The following is a 16,602-nucleotide window of genomic DNA, read 5'->3' as shown; positions in this document are numbered from 1 at the left end:
GCAATGTTTCTTTCAATGTGTTTTGTCATTGCGAGAAGCATAGCGACGAAGCAATCTAACAGTTAATAAAAGATTGCTTCACCCATTCGGGATTTCCGCCTTTGGCGAGATCTAGCCCCTTGTCAGCCTGAGTCTTGTCTAGACCTCGCCAAAGGCGGGGGCTGACGCAATGACAGCTAAAAAAGAAACCATGTCTCAAATTTTAATTTGACAGAACAAATTTTTTTTAATAGTATTTCATTGTGAAATATTTCACAATGTTTTTATTGAGTGTAAAATAATTTTTGTATTGGAGGCAGAATGAAAAAACATTATCTTTTAACACCTGGACCAACACCCATTCCAACAGAGGTTGCTTTAGCAGGAGCAAAACCAATTATTCACCATCGCACAGCAGAATTTGCGGCAATATTTGGTAAAGTTATAGAAGGCCTTAAATATGTTTTTTGTACTCAAAACGATGTGCTGATAATGGCATCTTCCGGTACGGGTGCAATGGAGTCGTCAGTTGTAAATCTGCTTAGCCCGGGCGATGATGTAATAGTTGCCCAAAGTGGAAATTTTGGAGAACGTTGGGTAAAACTTTTAAGTGCTTACGGAATAAATCCGATAATTGTTGACACAGAGTGGGGCAAAGCTGTCAATCCAAATGAAATTGAAAAAGCGCTCAAGGCAAACCCGGGTGTTAAGGTTGTTTATACCACTCATGTTGAAACCTCAACAGGTGTTGTAAACGACATAGAAACAATAGGTAAAATTGTTCATTCATCGCAGGCAGTGCTTGTGGTAGATGCAATATCTGGTTTGGTCGGCCAAGAGCTTAAAACCGATGCTTGGCATATTGATGTTGTTGTAACCGGTTCTCAAAAGGGCCTTATGCTCGCACCCGGCCTTGCGTTTGTTTCAATAAGTAAGAAAGCGTGGCTTTTGGCAGAAAATGCAAAGCTCCCAAGGTTTTACTGGGACTGGCGCAAAATGAAAAAATCGCTTGCTGATAACGAAACTCCATTTACGCCGGCAATTACTCTTATAGTTTCACTTGCAGAGGCAATAAAAATGATTGAGGCCACGGGGCTTGAAAATATGCAAAAAGAGTATAAGGTAATGGCGGCCGCCACAAGAGCAGGTATGCAAGCTATTGGAATGGAACTTTTTGCGCAAAGACCTTGTGAAGTTGTTACAAGTGCCCGTGTTCCAGATGGTATTGAAGGCGGCAAAATTGTAAAGTTGTTAAGAGAAGAATTTGGTATATCAATAGCAGGTGGGCAGGGCATACTTAAAGGAAAAATAATTCGTTTTGCTCATATGGGTTACATCACAAAAGCAGATTTGCTTGTTGGTTTTGCCTGTCTTGAAATGGTGCTTACAAAACTTGGGTACAATGTGCAAAAAGGCAAAGCTGTTGCGGCAGCGGAAGAAGTGCTTTTGAAAAATAATATCTGACAATTTAGATTACTATAAAAGACATATTTGGAGAGTATAAAATGTTTAAAATACTTATGACATACGACAGTACCGAAGGGCTTGAGAAAGTTCTTGAGAATAAGAACTTCGCTATAGAAATACACGCAAAACCGACTCCAGAGCAATTCAAAGAATTAATTGCCAACTATGATGGCTTGCTTATTCGTTCAGAAGTAAAGGTAACAGCCGAAATAATTGGGGCAGCAAAAAAGTTAAAATTTATCGGAAGGGCAGGCACAGGTGTTGATAATATAGACATTATGGCTGCCACACAAAAAGGCATTGTAGTGGCAAATGTTCCCGGAGGAAATACAATTTCGGCCGCAGAACATACAATTGGTTTAATAATGGCAATGGCACGGAACATTCCTCAGGCACATGCTTTGCTAAAAAATAAAGAGTGGAAACGCGAAAAGTTTATGGGTACTGAGTTATATGGCAAAACGCTTGGGCTTATTGGACTTGGCAGGATTGGCAGAGAGGTCTCTCATAGAATGCGTTCGTTTGGTATGAGAATTGTGGCGTATGACCCTTTTGTAACTGAAGAATTTGGCAAAAGTTTAGGTATAGAAATAAAAACACCCGAAGAAATTTACGCCGAGGCCGATTATATTTCAATTCATTCTCCGCTTAATGACAGCACAAGAAATATGATCAACGCTGAAGCACTTAAAAAAATGAAAAAAGGCGTTAGAATTGTAAATTGTGCCAGAGGTGGAATTATAGATGAAAAAGCTCTCGCCCAGTCCATAAAAGATGGTCATGTAAGAGGTGCCGCCATAGATGTATTTGCAAAAGAACCGCCGGTTGACTGGACTATAATTGAATGCGAGAACACAGTTGTAACGCCGCATCTTGCCGCGTCAACTGAAGAGGCACAGGTAAAAATTGCGCAAGAACTTGGCGAAGTGCTTGTTGATTTTTTTACAAAAGGCCTTATTAGAAATGCCGTAAATGTGCCAACTGTCAACTGGGAAGAATATAAACAGATTGAACCATACATAGCGCTTTGCGAAAAGCTTGGTTCATTTCAAAGCCAGCTTGTTAGCGGCGGGGTTGTAGAAGTTGAGCTTGAATACGCAGGAACCATAAGCAAATTAAATACGAACCCGCTGCTTGTAGCTTATTTAAAAGGCCTGCTATCTCCAATGTTAGACATAGAAGTTAACTTTGTAAATGCTCCTTTGCTTGCAAAAGAAAGGGGTATAAAAATAAAAGAACTTAAAACAGATGTTTCGGATGATTACACAGAGCTTGTAAGCGCAAGCGTGTCAACACAAAAAGGTACACTTAAAGCATCTGGCACTATATTTGGCAGCAAAATGGCGCGCCTTGTTATTGTTGACGGCGTAAGCGTAGATATACCACTTTCTGGTTGCTTGCTTTTGGTAAAAAATGTAGATAAACCAGGTATTATAGGTCAAATTGGTACATTTTTGGGTAAGAGTAACATCAATATAGCAGGTATGCAGGTTGGCAGAACGCAGTCGGGCGGGGAAGCAACAACCATAATTAGCATAGACAGCTGTGTAGAGGCAGATGTTATAAAACAAATTGCAACACTCCCGGGTATAACAAGTGTTAAGCATGTTGCGCTTTAATAGGTAGTTTATAAGGCACTGTCTCAAGAAACCTGAGGCGGTGCTTTTTTATTTTAACTGGAGAAAATATGTCTATTTTTACAGTGGTGATTATAAGTTCAATAGTTTTATCTTTGATTGTGCGCTTACTTGTTGAAGCGCTAAACATCTCTGCGCTAAAAAAAGAAGTGCCCGATGAATTTATTGGTGTTTATGATAATGAGCGCTACGCGAAAGCTCAAGGTTACCTTAAAGACAACACAAAGTTTACAGTATTTAACACAGTTTTTATGGGAGTTATTACTGTTTTAGCGTTAATGTTTGGTTTTTTTGAAAAAATAGATATTATGGCAAGAGGTTTTGCCTTAAATCCAATATTAACCGGTTTAATTTTCTTTGGGATAATTTTTTTAATTTCAGAGTTGTTAAGTTTGCCATTTTCACTATACAAGGTTTTTGTCTTAGAGGAAAAGTATGGTTTTAATAAAATGAACGCACGAACTTTTATTGGAGATTTCATTAAGAGCTTTATTCTTCAAACAGTTTTAGGAGCTATATTGCTTTTTGGTGTACTTTATATTTTTCAAAAATTTGGTTTTTCCGGCTGGATTTTATGCTGGGTATTTATGCTTATTTTTGAGGTTCTGCTTATATATATCTGGCCTGCGTTAATTATGCCGTTATTTAATAAATTTATTCCATTAGAAGAGGGAGAGTTAAAAAACGCAGTGTTAAATTTTGCAAAATCAGAAAACTTTAAAATGCAGGGAATTTACAAAATGGACGGCTCGCGCCGGTCGGCTAAAACAAACGCTTTTTTTACAGGTTTTGGCAGATTTAGAAAAATTGCTCTTTTTGACACTCTAATTGCAAAACACACAACAACTGAAATTGTTTCCATACTTGCACATGAGATTGGGCATTACAAAAAACGACATATTATAAAACAGTTTGCCCTATCACTTATATTTTCCGCTATTGGTCTTTTTTTAGCAGGGTATTTCGCAACAAATGAAAATTTCTCATACGCATTGAATGTTAAAACCTATTCTATTTATGCGGGGTTATTTGCATTTATGATCCTTTATCCTGTTATTAATTTGTTTTTTTCTGCGATTAGTAATTACTTTTCAAGAAAACATGAGTACGAAGCCGATGCCTTTGCTGCAAGTAGTGTTGGAAACAGTAGTGATATGCTAAACGCCTTAAAAAAACTTAGCGTGGATAACCTTTCAAACCTCACACCCCACAGTGTTAAAGTATTATTTGACTACACCCACCCTCCTGTGCTTATGCGAATACAAGCACTTATAGATAGAAAATAATGGCGGGGCTATCCTGCCTCACTTCACTCGTCGAGGTGACAAATTTTTTGCCTTACTAACTTTATCCCCACTTTGGCTGATAATGAACGAGCATTTTTGTGGAGTTTTCGGTGAGGACTGCCTGAGCCCGCCACAAAGTGGCGAGGCGAGTTCCGCAGCCGCCAAAAAAATGTGAGTGAATAGCCACCGTGGGTGCATTTCTTTTGGTTACTTCAACCCAGATTTTGCAATAGGTGTGTGGACCGAGACGAGCGAGGCCGAGGGTTTTTCAACTCAAAAAGAGAGAGCGATGTGTGAACATCGGTCGAGCTTTTTTGAGGAAGAAAAAGTCCGGCATCGTTTGTCGAATCCCGCATCCTATTGTAAACTCTGGGTGTAACTTTGGGCATGCAAAGAAAAGTATTACGGGGGCGTCAGCCCGAGGCTGACAGGATAGCCCCGCGACTTTGATTTTCAGTAGTCAAAATTAATTTGGGCAGTTGTGGCAAAAAAACAAAAATCTCCGACTTAAAGAACAAATTACCCATAAAACAATAATCTTGCCTTTTGATGGCGAATTTTGTACCATCAATTAGCATTTTTTATCACAATAATTTCTTATAGACATTCTGTAAGATTCAGGATGTCTTGACTACACGGATGGAACAAATAGATCCGTTAACTGAAAAAATATATCAAAATGCAATTTTGGAAACAAAAGGTATAATGAATATTATACCAGGAGAAAGTTATGCAAGCCGTAATTATGGCCGGTGGTTTTGGAACACGGTTAAGACCTTTAAGCTGTAATCTCCCAAAGCCCATGGTACCTGTAGCAAACAGGCCAATCCTTTATCACATTATAAACCTTCTAAAAAAACACCAAATTACAGACATTGTAATGATGCTTTACTATCAGCCAGATGTTATTACTGACTACTTTGGCGATGGTTCTGAGTTTGGGGTAAAACTAAAATACATAACCCCAAAAGCAGATTTGGGAACTGCCGGCAGTGTGCGTTGCGCGAAAGACCACTTAAAAGACACATTTATTGTTATTTCAGGCGATGTTTTAACGGACATAGATATCACCGAGGCGCTTGATTATCATAAGAAAAAAAATGCTGTTGCCACCATGGTGCTTACCCGTGTTGCAAACCCTTTGCAGTACGGTGTTGTAATAACGCAGCCAGATGGCAAAATTGAAAGATTTTTAGAAAAACCCTCTTGGGGTGAAGTTTTTTCTGACACAATAAATACTGGCATTTACATTTTAGAGCCGAAAGTATTAGAAGAGATACCGGATGAGAAACCATTTGATTTCTCAAAAGATTTATACCCATCGCTTCTTTTGCAAGGTAAAGGGCTTTATGGTCATACCGCAGGCGGTTACTGGAAAGATATTGGCAATTTAGACGAATACCGTACCGGCCATTACGATATTTTAGAAGGTAAAATAAACCTTAGCATAAGCGGCAGAAAGGTTATATCGGGCGCCAAAAGTTTTATAGTTGGAGAAGGTACTACCATAGAAGAAGGTGCCGAAATAAATGAACGGGTTATAATAGGCAGTAATTGCTTTATTGCCAAAGGCGTTGTTGTAGGCAACTGTGTAATTGGCAACAGTGTAAAAGTTGGTGAAGGCGCGAACCTTTACGGTTCAATACTTTGGGATGGTGTTAGCGTTGGGCGCGAGGCACGCTTAAAAGAAAGTGTTGTTGCAAAAAATACCTCAATAGGCGACAGGGCTGTTTTACAAGTTGGTACAGTGGTTGCCGATAATTGCAAAATAGGCAACGAGGCCGTAATCAGGGCATACATAAAAATCTGGCCCGATAAAACAGTAGAAGAAGGCGCGACACTTGCCACAAGTTTGGTGTGGGGAGAAAAATGGAATAAAGAGCTTTTTGGCGCCTATGGCATTACAGGCCTTGGCAACATAGAAATAACACCTGAGTTTGCCACCAAAGTTGGTGCGGCATACGGGGCATTTATTGGTGCCGGCGCTTATGTGGTAACTTCAAGAGATGCCCATGGTTCGTCGCGAATGATAAAGCGCACAATGATATCGGGGCTGCTTAGCGCTGGCGTAAAAGTTGGCGATTTGCAAACCGCGCCAATTCCGGTTGTGCGTTACGAAATTGGAAAGGAAGGCGAAGTTGGCGGAATACATGTGCGCTTATCTCCGTTTGACAAACGGCTTATGGATATAAAAATTTTTGACTCTGATGGCGGCGACCTGCCAATTTCTAAAGAAAAATCCATAGAACAACTTTTTCTAAGAGAGGATTTTAAACGAGCCAGTTTGGACGATGTTGGTGATATAACTGTGCCATCAAGAGCTCAGGAGTATTATAAAACAGGTTTTTTTAAGGCTATAAATAAAGATGAGATAAAAAAAGCCAACTTTAAAATTGTTTTTGACTATTCGTATTCCTCCGCGTCAATGATTTTCCCTGCAATTTTAGGGCCGCTTGAGGCAGAGGTTGTTGCCTTAAACGCCTATGTTAACCCATACAAAATAACAAAAACAGAACACGAGTTTAAGCACTCTCTTGAACAACTTTCCGACATAGTTACAACTCTCAAGGCCGATGCCGGATTTTTAATTGACAATGGCGCGGAAAAGATTTTTTTAATTGATGAGCGCGGCAGAATAGTGCCAAACAATCTCGCACTCATTTTGGTGGCAGATTTGGTTATGAGAAGTACTCCAAATGCCACAATTGCAGTGCCGGTTACAGTATCATCAGTAATTGATGAGCTGGCGCGAAAGTATAATGCCACGGTTATAAGAACTGCAACAAGCCCAAGGCAGATAATTTCCGCGTCGCGCATCAAAGGTGTTTGCTTTGTTGGTGATTGCTCCGGCGGTTTTATTTTCCCGGAGTTCCAGCCTGCTTTTGACGCAATGTACGCAACCGCAAAAATTCTTGAGCTAATGGCAAAAGAAAAAAACCGGCTAAACCGTCTTAGCCGCGAGATACCTGCTTTTGAGGTATTGCACAAAAAAATTCCTTGCGCATGGGATAAAAAAGGCCAGACGATGCGCTATGCTATGCAAGAAGCATCAAAAGCAAAAGCTGAACTTATAGACGGTGTTAAGATTTTCTTAAAAGGCGGTTGGGTGTTGTTATTGCCAGACCCCGATGAAGCATTCTTTCATGTCTGGGTAGAGTCGGATAAGGAAAAAGTAGCAAAAGATTATTTGGAGCAATATAGCGAAAAAGTAAAAAAGTGGCAGTTATAGAATGTTCTTTTAACTTGATAATTCCGCCCAGCTTGCTGGGCGGTTACCAAATAATTCCTTCTCCCCTTTGCGGGAGAAGGTTAGGATGAGGGGTCAAATGAGACCTGTTATCGAATGTCCACCCTCACCTCAATCCTCTCCCATCGAGGGAGAGGAAGAAGAATTAGCACCATTGATACCGCCCAGCTTGCTGGGCGGGGGATCTTGGTTTTACTGTCATTGCGTCAGCCCAAGGGGCTAGATCTCGCCAAAGGCGAAAACCCATCAGGGGTGAAGCAATCTCGTCCTGATTATTAGATTGCCACGCTTCGCTCGCAATGACACCAAGATTGTTTCGTCGCTTCGCTCATCGAGATGACAATGAAAAAGAAGTGCCGGTCCAAACAAAAGAGCATGTCATTCCCGTCCCGCCGATGGCGGGATTAGCGGGAATCTAAAATGGCGGATATAAGTATTGTGTCCCCGAAATACCCAAAGGGTGGGCAATATTGGAGAAGAAAGAATATGATTAAATTTGGAACATCTGGTTGGAGAGGCGTTATAGCAGAGGACTTTACATTTGATGGAGTGCGGCGTGTAACGCATGCCATAAGCCAGTACATAAAAAAACAAAACAACCCAAACAATGAAGTTATAGTTGGTTATGACACAAGGTTTTTGTCAGATGAGTTCGCAAAGACCGCATCTTGTATACTTGCATCAAACGGCATAAAAGCATTATTTTGCAGCAGAAATACACCCACTCCGGTAATATCTTATGAAATAATACGCAGGAAGATAGCAGGTGGCATAAATTTTACAGCAAGCCACAATCCATCAAACTACAACGGTATAAAATTTTCACCCACTTGGGGTGGCCCGGCTTTACCTGAGACAACTAAGGTTATTGAAACACTTGCCAACGCTCCGATGCAATCCGGGTCAAAAGAAATCAGCTTTGAAAGTGCCCAAAAGTCAGGGCTTATTGAGATAATAAACCCAAGGCCGCAATACTTAAAAAGAATAAAACAATTGATAGATTTTAAGGCAATAAAAAAAGCCAACTTAAAAATTGCTACCGATGTGCTTTATGGCACTGGGGCCGGGTATTTAGACGATTTATTAGACACTGCCGGAACCATGCAGAAGGTGATAAACAAACAAAGAGATGTACTTTTTGGCGGCCACGCGCCGGAACCATCGGAAGAAAACTTAAGCGAGCTTTGCGCTCTTGTAAAAAAAGAGTCGTGCCATCTGGGGCTTGCAACTGATGGCGATGCAGACCGCTTCGGAATTTTAGATACAGACGGATCTTTTATTAACCCAAATGAAACAATCGCTCTTTTGCTTTATCACATGATAAAATCGCGTGGTTTAAAGAGCGGTGTTGTCGCAAGAAGTGTTATGACAACTCATCTTGTAGATAAAGTCGCGCAAAAGTTTGGCATTGAGGTAAAAGAAACCCCGGTCGGCTTTAAATACATTGGCGAGATAATGGTGAAAGAAGGCAAGAACTTTATAATAGGCGGAGAAGAGTCGGGCGGGCTTACAATTACAGACCATGTGCCGGAAAAAGACGGAATTGCCGCCTGCCTGTTAATGGCCGAAATGTATGCGCATACAAGAAAACCTCTTAGAAAAACCCTTGAGGAAATTTTTGCTTTAGTGGGTAGAGTTGTTTCGGGCAGAAAAAACTTTCATCTGACACAAAGCCGCATTGAGCAACTTGAGTGTGAACTTGGGTGCGGTCTTAAAAGTTTTGCGGGGCTATCTGTGGTAAGCACAATTACCATTGATGGCTTTAAATTTATTCTTTCAGACGGTTCATGGGTAGGCATCAGACCTTCAGGTACAGAGCCGGTGGTGCGCTTTTACGCGGAAGCAGAAAGCAATGAAAAGTTAAAGAAACTTTTTATTTATGGTTCCAAACTTATGTTGGATAAAACTACAAAACAATAATGCAATTCTTTCAGCTTCCAATGGAAATATTTTAGTAAAAGATATAAATAAACTTAAATTGATTATTAAACAGGGGTATTAATGAAATTTAACGCGCCGCGCGGCACACATGATCTTTACGGTGATAATGCTGCAAAAATTACAAAGTTAGAAAGCATAGCCCGGGCAGTATTTAAAAAATATAACTACTCTGAAATCCGTGTGCCTACATTTGAAGATGCCGGGCTTTTTACGCGCTCAATAGGCGAAACCAGCGACATAGTTGAAAAAGAAATGTATGTATTTAGTGACCGCAAGGGCCGAAAACTTGCGCTAAGGCCTGAGGGCACGGCATCGGTTGTAAGGTCCCTCATAGAAAATAATTTAGACAGAACGCTTGCCAGCGCGAAACTTTTTTATATGGGTTCAATGTTTCGTTACGAACGCCCGCAAGCAGGCAGGTATAGAGAGTTTTTTCAGATAGGCGCGGAGTATTTTGGTGTTAGTGGGCCAAGCGCCGATGCCGAGATAATATTACTTGCCATGCAGCTTTTAGAAAGCGCGGGTGTGAAAGATGCAACGGTTTTAATTAACTCATTAGGATGCCCAGCATGCAGGCCTGCTTTTCGCCAAGCGTTACTTGATTGCCTAAAAGCAAAAGAGGGCGAGCTTTGTGATGATTGCGCAAAAAGAATTGAAAGAAACCCCCTGCGTGTATTAGATTGTAAAATTGACTCTCCAAAAATTACCACGCTTCCTATAATGGAGGAGTTTTTGTGTGCTGAGTGTAAAGATCACTTTGAAATGGTCAAAGCATTGCTTAACGCGGCTGGTTGTAAGTTTAGCGTAGATAGTAAACTTGTGAGAGGGTTAGATTATTATAATCGTACAGTTTTTGAGGTGCGCTCATCAAAGCTTGGGGCGCAAGATGCCGTTGCCGCTGGCGGCAGGTATGATAAGTTAGTTAATGAAATAGGCGGCCCAAACATTGCCGCTGTTGGTTTTGCTCTTGGCAGCGAGAGGGTTATTATGGTCTCAGATATGTTGCAGGCATTTAAGGCAAATAAGGATGTTAAAACTATTTTTGTCGCAACTGCAGGGGATACCATATTAAAGGCATTTAACTTTGCAGCTCTGCTTAGGGCAAGCGCAAACACTAAACTAATTGTAGAAGGCCCTCTTGCAGGAGTTCAATTAAAGGCACAGTTGCGTTTGGCCGATAAAGTGCAAGCCGCTTATGCGGTTATTTTTGGCGAAGAAGAGTTAAAAGAAGATAAAGTGCTTTTAAGGGATATGAAAACAGGCAAACAAGAAGTGCTTTCAATTGATGATACACAAAAAAAGTGCCTAGAATAAAATTAGAAAATTGATTAATACTTAATCTTACCGGCATTAGCCCAAATTTTATCTAAAGCGTAAAGCTCTCTTAACCTTGCGGGCATTATGTGAACTAACACACCGCCAAAATCCAACACCGACCACGATGAAGTTGCGCTCATTTCAAAATGCAATGGCAAAATAGCGAAATCTTTTTTAAAAATTCCTTTAATTTCCTGGTAAATCGCGCTTGTTTGCGGGGCCGATTCGGTTGTAGCAATTACCACATAATCGGTTTCAGTAGTAAGCTTCGTTACGCTTAATACGGTTACCTCTGATGCTTTTTTATCATCCGCAATTCTTGCCGCAGCTCTTGCTAACTTGAGAAATCTTCCTTTTTTATTTTCCATTTGCACTCCATGCCTATCAATTTATTAGTCTTGCTCTTTGTACTCAAATTGGCAATCAGTCCCTAAAATTACCTTTATTTCAACTAAGCCGTTTGCCAAGTCGTATTTTGAAATTATATCTCCGCATTTTATAAGCCCTTGTAGTTTCTGTGCAGCTTTAATGTTGCCGCTAAAATCTGTTATGGTGGTATTTTCCTGAATTATTTTTAAAGTACCCCAGTCAATAACATCAAACCCGTTTTTGCGCAGCATCCACATAACGCGTTCTGCCAGAGCTTTCCTGCCCGATGCATTCCAAACTTCAACTGTAGTTAATTTTTCAGCTGTAGTTGCAGTTTGCGAAGATGAAAAAATTTTCTCAAAAAGCCCGATCGTATTTTGCGTATTTGGCTGCCAGTAAGCACCTTTTGTGCTGCCAGGCACCTGTGTGGTGCGTATATTGCTTTTTTGAAGTTTGCGTAATTCTAATGCCGCGCTAAAAATATCAAAGCTATTAAGATTTGTTTTAACATCTCTTAGAACCAAAGAGCTAATTTGCGGTAAGCGCCAAATTACCGCCGGATTTTTCAATTTATCTAAAAATGCCTTGATAAATTTTTGCTGACGGGTTATTCTGCCAAGGTCGCCTTCTTTGGAGCGAAATCGCACATACTCAAGTGCCTTTTGTCCATTAAGAATTTGAGTACCAGTACTTAAATGAATATTTAAGTCGCCCGTTTTATCTTGATAGTCCATATTTAACTCTACATCTAACGGGACACCGCCGATAATATCTAATATATCTTTAAAGTTTTTATAATCAATTTGAAAATAGTAAGGAATTTTTACTTTGTTTTGAAATAGCTCTTCAACCCCATCTCGTACCTGACCTGCCGCAAAGTCAGAGTTTTGTGTTTTAGCGTAGTTATAGGCAAAAATTTCATTAATTTTTTTAAAGCCGTACCCAGTTGGGCTAAAGTGTGTGTCACGCGGTATAGATATCATGTCTAAGAAGCCAGTTGATGGGGCATAGCTTATAAAAACAAGCGTGTCGGTATGTCTGGAGCGGTCAACAAGGTCAGTACCTATGATAAGGGCGTTAATGCGTTCGCCTGTGCTTAGGGCTTTTGCAATAGGGCTTCGCCACGAAAAATATAATATTACTACGATAACTAATACGAAAAGTAATAATAGAACTTTGAAAATTAAGCTTTTCATTTTTGGTTTTCTGAACAAGTGAGTACAAAAGCATTCCAACTCTCAAGGGCTTTTGGGTGCAGCCACGCTTTTTTTTCTAAAACATGCGCAATCTTTGTGCCTTGAGCCATCATCAAGGCGCTATCTAGGTTTGTTAAAGCAGTTTGTCTTATATCATTTACACCTTTATAAGAGCGGTCAGGCGAGGCGGCATCTGCCAGATAAATAATTTTTGCAAGTGTGTCCATGTTTGGGTCACCCAATGTGTGAAATGCAATGGCATTTAGCACAGATGTGTTTTTTATGCCGAAAACATTTTTTGCAATATGCGCGCTTATAAAACTGTGCAGTAATGCCGGGCTGTTTTTTATTGTTTGCTTTAAGTTTGGTACGCTAACTTTGTGACTAATCGCGTAAGCTTTCATAGCAGCTTTATCAAACTGTTTTCCTGTGTCGTGCAACAGTGCGGCAATGAATGTATTTGTTAAATTGGTTTTATGTTTTTTTGCAAGCACTTGCGCAAGTTTGAGTGTGGCAAGTGTGTGGCTAAAACGCCCAGGCGAAAGGCGGGTTTTAAGATAGTATTTAATGGTTTTAGAAGTTATTTTCATTGATATATTTTATTTTTTTTAATGTATGACGCAACTTTAGGTGGCACAAGTGTTTTAATAGATTTATTTTCTTTTACTTTATCGCGTATTTGTGTTGATGAAATGTTTGGCATTGTTCTGCTTAAAAAAGACACGGAGTCCTTAGCAAAAGCTGGTATATTAAAGTTTAAATTCCCGCGCTTTGCAGCCAAAATGTGGCATTGCGAGACAATCTCCTCTGGGTTTTTCCAGGTAACAAGTTCGCTTAACGAGTCAACCCCGAGTAAAAAGAAAAGTTCTTTACTTGCAAATAGTTTTTTAAAATGTGCTACGGTTTGGTATGTGTAAGTTGTGCTTTTTTGATTCAATTCAAAAGAACTTATTTTTAAATTTTTATATGGTTTTAATGCAAGTTTTAACATTGCAAGGCGGTCTTTTACTGCGGCAAAACTTTCCTGTTTGTGTGGTGCAAGCTTTGCAGGTACAAATATAACGTCATTTAAGTTAAATTGCTTTTGAGCTAAAAGGGCAAGTTTTATGTGTCCGTTGTGTGCAGGGTCAAAAGAACCGCCAAAAATACCAATTTTTTTTACATTCATAACTAAGCACAGTTTACCAAAACCACCCGGTAAAATCAAAGAGTTTTTCGTTTTATTTTTTTTATATTTTTTCAATATACTGGCTTTGAACCCAGCCTTTGTACCCTTCAGCTTTTAGGCCAATGGCCACCCATTGCCCGCTTTTGCCAAGCAGTAAAACTTTTCTGCCTTCAGGCAAACTAAAGCCAACAGAGTTTCCCTCGCTTGGGCCATTGCGTACCTCTGCCGGACCTTTTACTACAATGGCAAAGTTTGAAAACTTTTCGGCATTTAGTTTAATTCCAAAAAATAGTGAAAATAAAAGCAATGCGCAAAATATAGCCAAAACCATAAAAAACAGTTTTTTGTAGTTTGTAATAAAGTAGATAATGAGCACCGCCGATAAAAGAACAAATAGTGTGGAACAAAGTAAGGCAAGCTGGTTTAATGTAAACTGATTTGGCAGGAACATTAGTGCGCTTTCAATAAAACTTGGCTCAGGCTCGCCGCACAACTTTCTTGCAAATTCAAGGTTAAACCTAATGTCGGTATCCCGGGGAGCCATTCTTAGCGCGCGTTCAAAGTTTAAAAGGGCAATGCCCACTTTTTGCATTTTTAAATTGGCGTTACCTAAGTTGTAGTATAGTTCAGGGGTCTTTTCACCGTTTTCTAGAAGTTGATTGTATAAATCCGCGGCTTTTTGCCAGTCGCCTTTCGCATACTGTTTGTTTGCATCATTAAAAACTTCTTTTGGCGTTTGCGCAAAAGCAATGCAAGACAAACTAAAAAGTATACAAAGCGTTATGGGTAGAATTTTCATAAAAACTTCTCCAAAGAATTTATAATTAACTGGGCCGATTTTAAAGCATCTTGCATTTGAGTTTTTTGCGGGGTGTAGGGTGCAAAGCAGGCAAAGTCACACTCAGCAATTAGTTCAAAAGTTTTATTGGCAAGTTCAATCGGAACTTTATGTTTTTTGAAAGTCGCTGATATCTCTTTTGTTGTAAGGCCCTCTGCCGATATATTAAGCTTATCCGCAATAAAGTTACGCAAAGCACGGCTGAGTGCGGAATAAAAGCCCGAGTGATTATGTTTAATCTGGGTTTTACAATAGGATGCGGGATTTGACAAACGATGCCGGACTTTTTCTTCCTCAAAAAGTTTGCCCGATGTTAACACATCGCTCTCATTTTTTGAGTTGAAAAATCCTCGGCCTCGCTCGTCTCGGTCCACACACTTATTGTAAAACTCAGATTCGAATAGTTTTGAGGCCTCTTTTAAATATTTTTTTGCTTTTGAGCTTGCGCCAAGCTTTCTTGAAAGGTGAACATTTTCTTGAAGCGTGCGTGCGCGCGTAGCAAATATTAAAGATAGAATTAGCAGTATAAGAGCAGATAAATTAATTATAAGCAGAATATTTTTTAGTGGGTAATTTTTTACCCGGGTGAAAGTATCTTTAATGTAGCGGATGTCTGAATTTAACAGTTTTACTTCACTGGAGGCAAAAGAAAAATTAGTTGTCGTGTTTGCGGTTGTGCCCTGCGTAACATTTATAGAAATAGGTTTTGAATAAATCTTTTTATAACTTTTTGATTGTGGGTCAAAATAAGAAAACTCTATTGCCGGTATGATTTTTGTTCCACTGCTTTGCGGTGAAAGGAGTGTTTTAAATGTTTTTGACCCCGTAAATTTTCCAGCTGATTTATTAATGTCGTAAGTGCTTGCGGTGTCAAATTTTCTAAACTCCATAAGTTGCGGCATTTGTGGCTCGGGCAGTGTTTTAATGTTACCAGAACCAGAAACAATAATGCTGAATGTTACAGGGTCGTTTGTTTTTGTGTTTGATTTATCGCTTTGGGCTTGTATTTCGTATTGACCAACAGCGCCCGAAAAATTAGCCGGTTTATCTTTATTAGGTAGAGGGTAAACATTTATTGTTATTGAGTTTGTGCGCAGTGTAATAGGTTTGCCCATGGTAAAAAAACCATCAAAGAAGTCATCCGGGTTGTTTGATGCAATTTGGCATTGAAGTGTTGATGGGTCAATTGTTATTTTGCCAGGCGATGTTGGAAAAAGTACAAATTTTAATTCGCTTAGCATATATTGCCGGCCGTTTATTTCGGTCATATTGTTTGTGGGTGGGTATGACTCACTCCAAAAACCACTGAAGCCGGGTGGCGCAAACTGCGGCTGGTTTAAAAAATCTACCCTTCTATATAAGTGAAAATAGTAAGTTAATTGTTCATTTACATAGACGCTTGATTTATCCGTTATGGCTTTAACAAATATCGCTTTATCGCTCAAAGTTGCATCTTGTGTTGTTACTTTAGTTACGTTTTGGTTCGCTGATGTAACACTCGCTTTTTGCGATGCGCTTACTGATATTTCTATATTTTGTGTAGAGTATGTTTTGCCGTCATACTTTAAGTTTAAAGCCGGGATTGTAAATTTCCCCTGAGCATTTGGAATTATAACATACCTAAAAGAAATAGAGTTTGAAACCTGTCCATTTACAAAAGACATGCTTTGCGAGCGGCCTGAGGAGTATATTGAAAAGTTTGCTATTGCGGGAACTTCTATACTGGGTATGTTTACCGACTGCCCGGATATATCTATGGTTAGCAAAATTTCTTCACCAACAGCAACGCTTGTTTTATCTACCGCGGCAGAAACTTTAAGCTCTGCTGTGGCATAAGATACGCAAGAAATTAGAATAAATGATAATACGATTATGGTTTTTTTCATTGGCTTATTAATTTATTGTTGCAGTTAAATATTATTTGAAATATAAGTGTTGCATCTTTTTTATTTAAAGTCCCGCTTGGCTAACCTGCCTTTAGCGAGAGCTAAACTTTGGATTAGTAACTATAAAACCTTTCAAAGTCGCGGGGCTATTCTGCCTCACCGCCTTTGGCGGGACCTTCGGCCTGCGCCCCGTGATACTTTTCTTTGCTGTCCAAAGAAAAGTAACCAAAAGAAATACACCCGCGCGGCTATTCTCTCGTGTTTTTTTGCG

Annotated in this window: 12 protein-coding genes; 6 read left to right on the top strand and 6 right to left on the bottom strand. The window is 39.7% G+C overall.

All coding sequences use genetic code 11. The features are described from left to right. The first annotated feature begins 300 nt into the window (after positions 1-300). The 6 genes from M0Q46_02650 (at position 301) to hisS (ending at position 10,871) form a co-directional block, all read left to right on the top strand. Positions 301-1,443, top strand: a complete 1,143-nt coding sequence (locus M0Q46_02650) for an alanine--glyoxylate aminotransferase family protein (GenBank protein ID MCK9582511.1) — start codon at positions 301-303, stop codon at positions 1,441-1,443. A 41-nt stretch (positions 1,444-1,484) separates the two neighbouring features. Beyond that, positions 1,485-3,065 (top strand): phosphoglycerate dehydrogenase, encoded by a 1,581-nt coding sequence (gene serA / locus M0Q46_02645; GenBank protein MCK9582510.1) that lies wholly within the window; start codon positions 1,485-1,487, stop codon positions 3,063-3,065. 68 nt (positions 3,066-3,133) lie between these two features. Then, a complete protein-coding gene (locus tag M0Q46_02640) occupies positions 3,134-4,369 on the top strand; it encodes a M48 family metallopeptidase (protein ID MCK9582509.1) in 1,236 nt (411 codons plus the stop codon). A gap of 730 nt (positions 4,370-5,099) precedes the next feature. Further along, a complete protein-coding gene (locus tag M0Q46_02635; protein MCK9582508.1) occupies positions 5,100-7,598 on the top strand; it encodes a mannose-1-phosphate guanyltransferase in 2,499 nt (832 codons plus the stop codon). A gap of 504 nt (positions 7,599-8,102) precedes the next feature. After that, positions 8,103-9,536, top strand: coding sequence for a phosphoglucomutase/phosphomannomutase family protein (locus M0Q46_02630; protein ID MCK9582507.1), 1,434 nt, complete (start codon positions 8,103-8,105; stop codon positions 9,534-9,536). 81 nt (positions 9,537-9,617) lie between these two features. Continuing rightward, on the top strand, positions 9,618-10,871 hold the full coding sequence (gene hisS / locus M0Q46_02625) for a histidine--tRNA ligase (GenBank protein ID MCK9582506.1): 1,254 nt from the start codon (positions 9,618-9,620) through the stop codon (positions 10,869-10,871). 14 nt (positions 10,872-10,885) lie between these two features. Here hisS and rsfS read toward each other — a convergent pair whose 3' ends face one another. The 6 genes from rsfS to M0Q46_02595 all read right to left on the bottom strand — a co-directional run bounded on the left by rsfS (position 10,886) and on the right by M0Q46_02595 (position 16,331). Then, the gene (rsfS, locus tag M0Q46_02620) at positions 10,886-11,242 is read right to left on the bottom strand and encodes a ribosome silencing factor (protein ID MCK9582505.1); all 357 of its coding nucleotides are present in this window, start codon (positions 11,240-11,242) and stop codon (positions 10,886-10,888) included. A gap of 24 nt (positions 11,243-11,266) precedes the next feature. Next, the gene (locus tag M0Q46_02615) at positions 11,267-12,439 is read right to left on the bottom strand and encodes an LCP family protein (GenBank protein MCK9582504.1); all 1,173 of its coding nucleotides are present in this window, start codon (positions 12,437-12,439) and stop codon (positions 11,267-11,269) included. Continuing rightward, positions 12,436-13,029 carry a bis(5'-nucleosyl)-tetraphosphatase (symmetrical) YqeK gene (gene yqeK, locus M0Q46_02610; protein MCK9582503.1) on the bottom strand — a complete coding sequence of 198 codons (594 nt, stop codon included), beginning with the start codon at positions 13,027-13,029 and terminating at the stop codon, positions 12,436-12,438. Before yqeK ends, M0Q46_02615 begins: the two co-directional genes overlap by 4 nt. Continuing rightward, on the bottom strand, positions 13,026-13,607 hold the full coding sequence (gene nadD / locus M0Q46_02605) for a nicotinate-nucleotide adenylyltransferase (GenBank protein MCK9582502.1): 582 nt from the start codon (positions 13,605-13,607) through the stop codon (positions 13,026-13,028). The genes yqeK and nadD overlap by 4 nt, the downstream gene beginning before the upstream one ends. 61 nt (positions 13,608-13,668) lie before the next feature. Further along, entirely contained in the window at positions 13,669-14,406 is a 738-nt protein-coding gene (locus M0Q46_02600) for a hypothetical protein (GenBank protein MCK9582501.1), read from the bottom strand. Continuing rightward, a complete protein-coding gene (locus M0Q46_02595) occupies positions 14,403-16,331 on the bottom strand; it encodes a BatD family protein (protein MCK9582500.1) in 1,929 nt (642 codons plus the stop codon). Before M0Q46_02595 ends, M0Q46_02600 begins: the two co-directional genes overlap by 4 nt. Positions 16,332-16,602: the final 271 nt, after the last annotated feature.

The organism is Endomicrobiales bacterium (assembly GCA_023228045.1).
GTDB lineage: Bacteria > Elusimicrobiota > Endomicrobiia > Endomicrobiales > JALOBY01 > JALOBY01.
This window is presented reverse-complemented; position numbering and strand designations above follow the sequence as displayed.

What these genes read in the sequence shown, in the direction of transcription:
- M0Q46_02650 (MCK9582511.1), top strand. Translation starts at nt 301, where the DNA reads ATGAAAAAACATTATCTTTTAACACCTGGACCAACACCCATTCCAACA.
- serA (MCK9582510.1), top strand. Translation starts at nt 1,485, where the DNA reads ATGTTTAAAATACTTATGACATACGACAGTACCGAAGGGCTTGAGAAA.
- M0Q46_02640 (MCK9582509.1), top strand. Translation starts at nt 3,134, where the DNA reads ATGTCTATTTTTACAGTGGTGATTATAAGTTCAATAGTTTTATCTTTG.
- M0Q46_02635 (MCK9582508.1), top strand. Translation starts at nt 5,100, where the DNA reads ATGCAAGCCGTAATTATGGCCGGTGGTTTTGGAACACGGTTAAGACCT.
- M0Q46_02630 (MCK9582507.1), top strand. Translation starts at nt 8,103, where the DNA reads ATGATTAAATTTGGAACATCTGGTTGGAGAGGCGTTATAGCAGAGGAC.
- hisS (MCK9582506.1), top strand. Translation starts at nt 9,618, where the DNA reads ATGAAATTTAACGCGCCGCGCGGCACACATGATCTTTACGGTGATAAT.
- rsfS (MCK9582505.1), bottom strand. Translation starts at nt 11,242, where the DNA reads ATGGAAAATAAAAAAGGAAGATTTCTCAAGTTAGCAAGAGCTGCGGCA.
- M0Q46_02615 (MCK9582504.1), bottom strand. Translation starts at nt 12,439, where the DNA reads ATGAAAAGCTTAATTTTCAAAGTTCTATTATTACTTTTCGTATTAGTT.
- yqeK (MCK9582503.1), bottom strand. Translation starts at nt 13,029, where the DNA reads ATGAAAATAACTTCTAAAACCATTAAATACTATCTTAAAACCCGCCTT.
- nadD (MCK9582502.1), bottom strand. Translation starts at nt 13,607, where the DNA reads ATGAATGTAAAAAAAATTGGTATTTTTGGCGGTTCTTTTGACCCTGCA.
- M0Q46_02600 (MCK9582501.1), bottom strand. Translation starts at nt 14,406, where the DNA reads ATGAAAATTCTACCCATAACGCTTTGTATACTTTTTAGTTTGTCTTGC.
- M0Q46_02595 (MCK9582500.1), bottom strand. Translation starts at nt 16,331, where the DNA reads ATGAAAAAAACCATAATCGTATTATCATTTATTCTAATTTCTTGCGTA.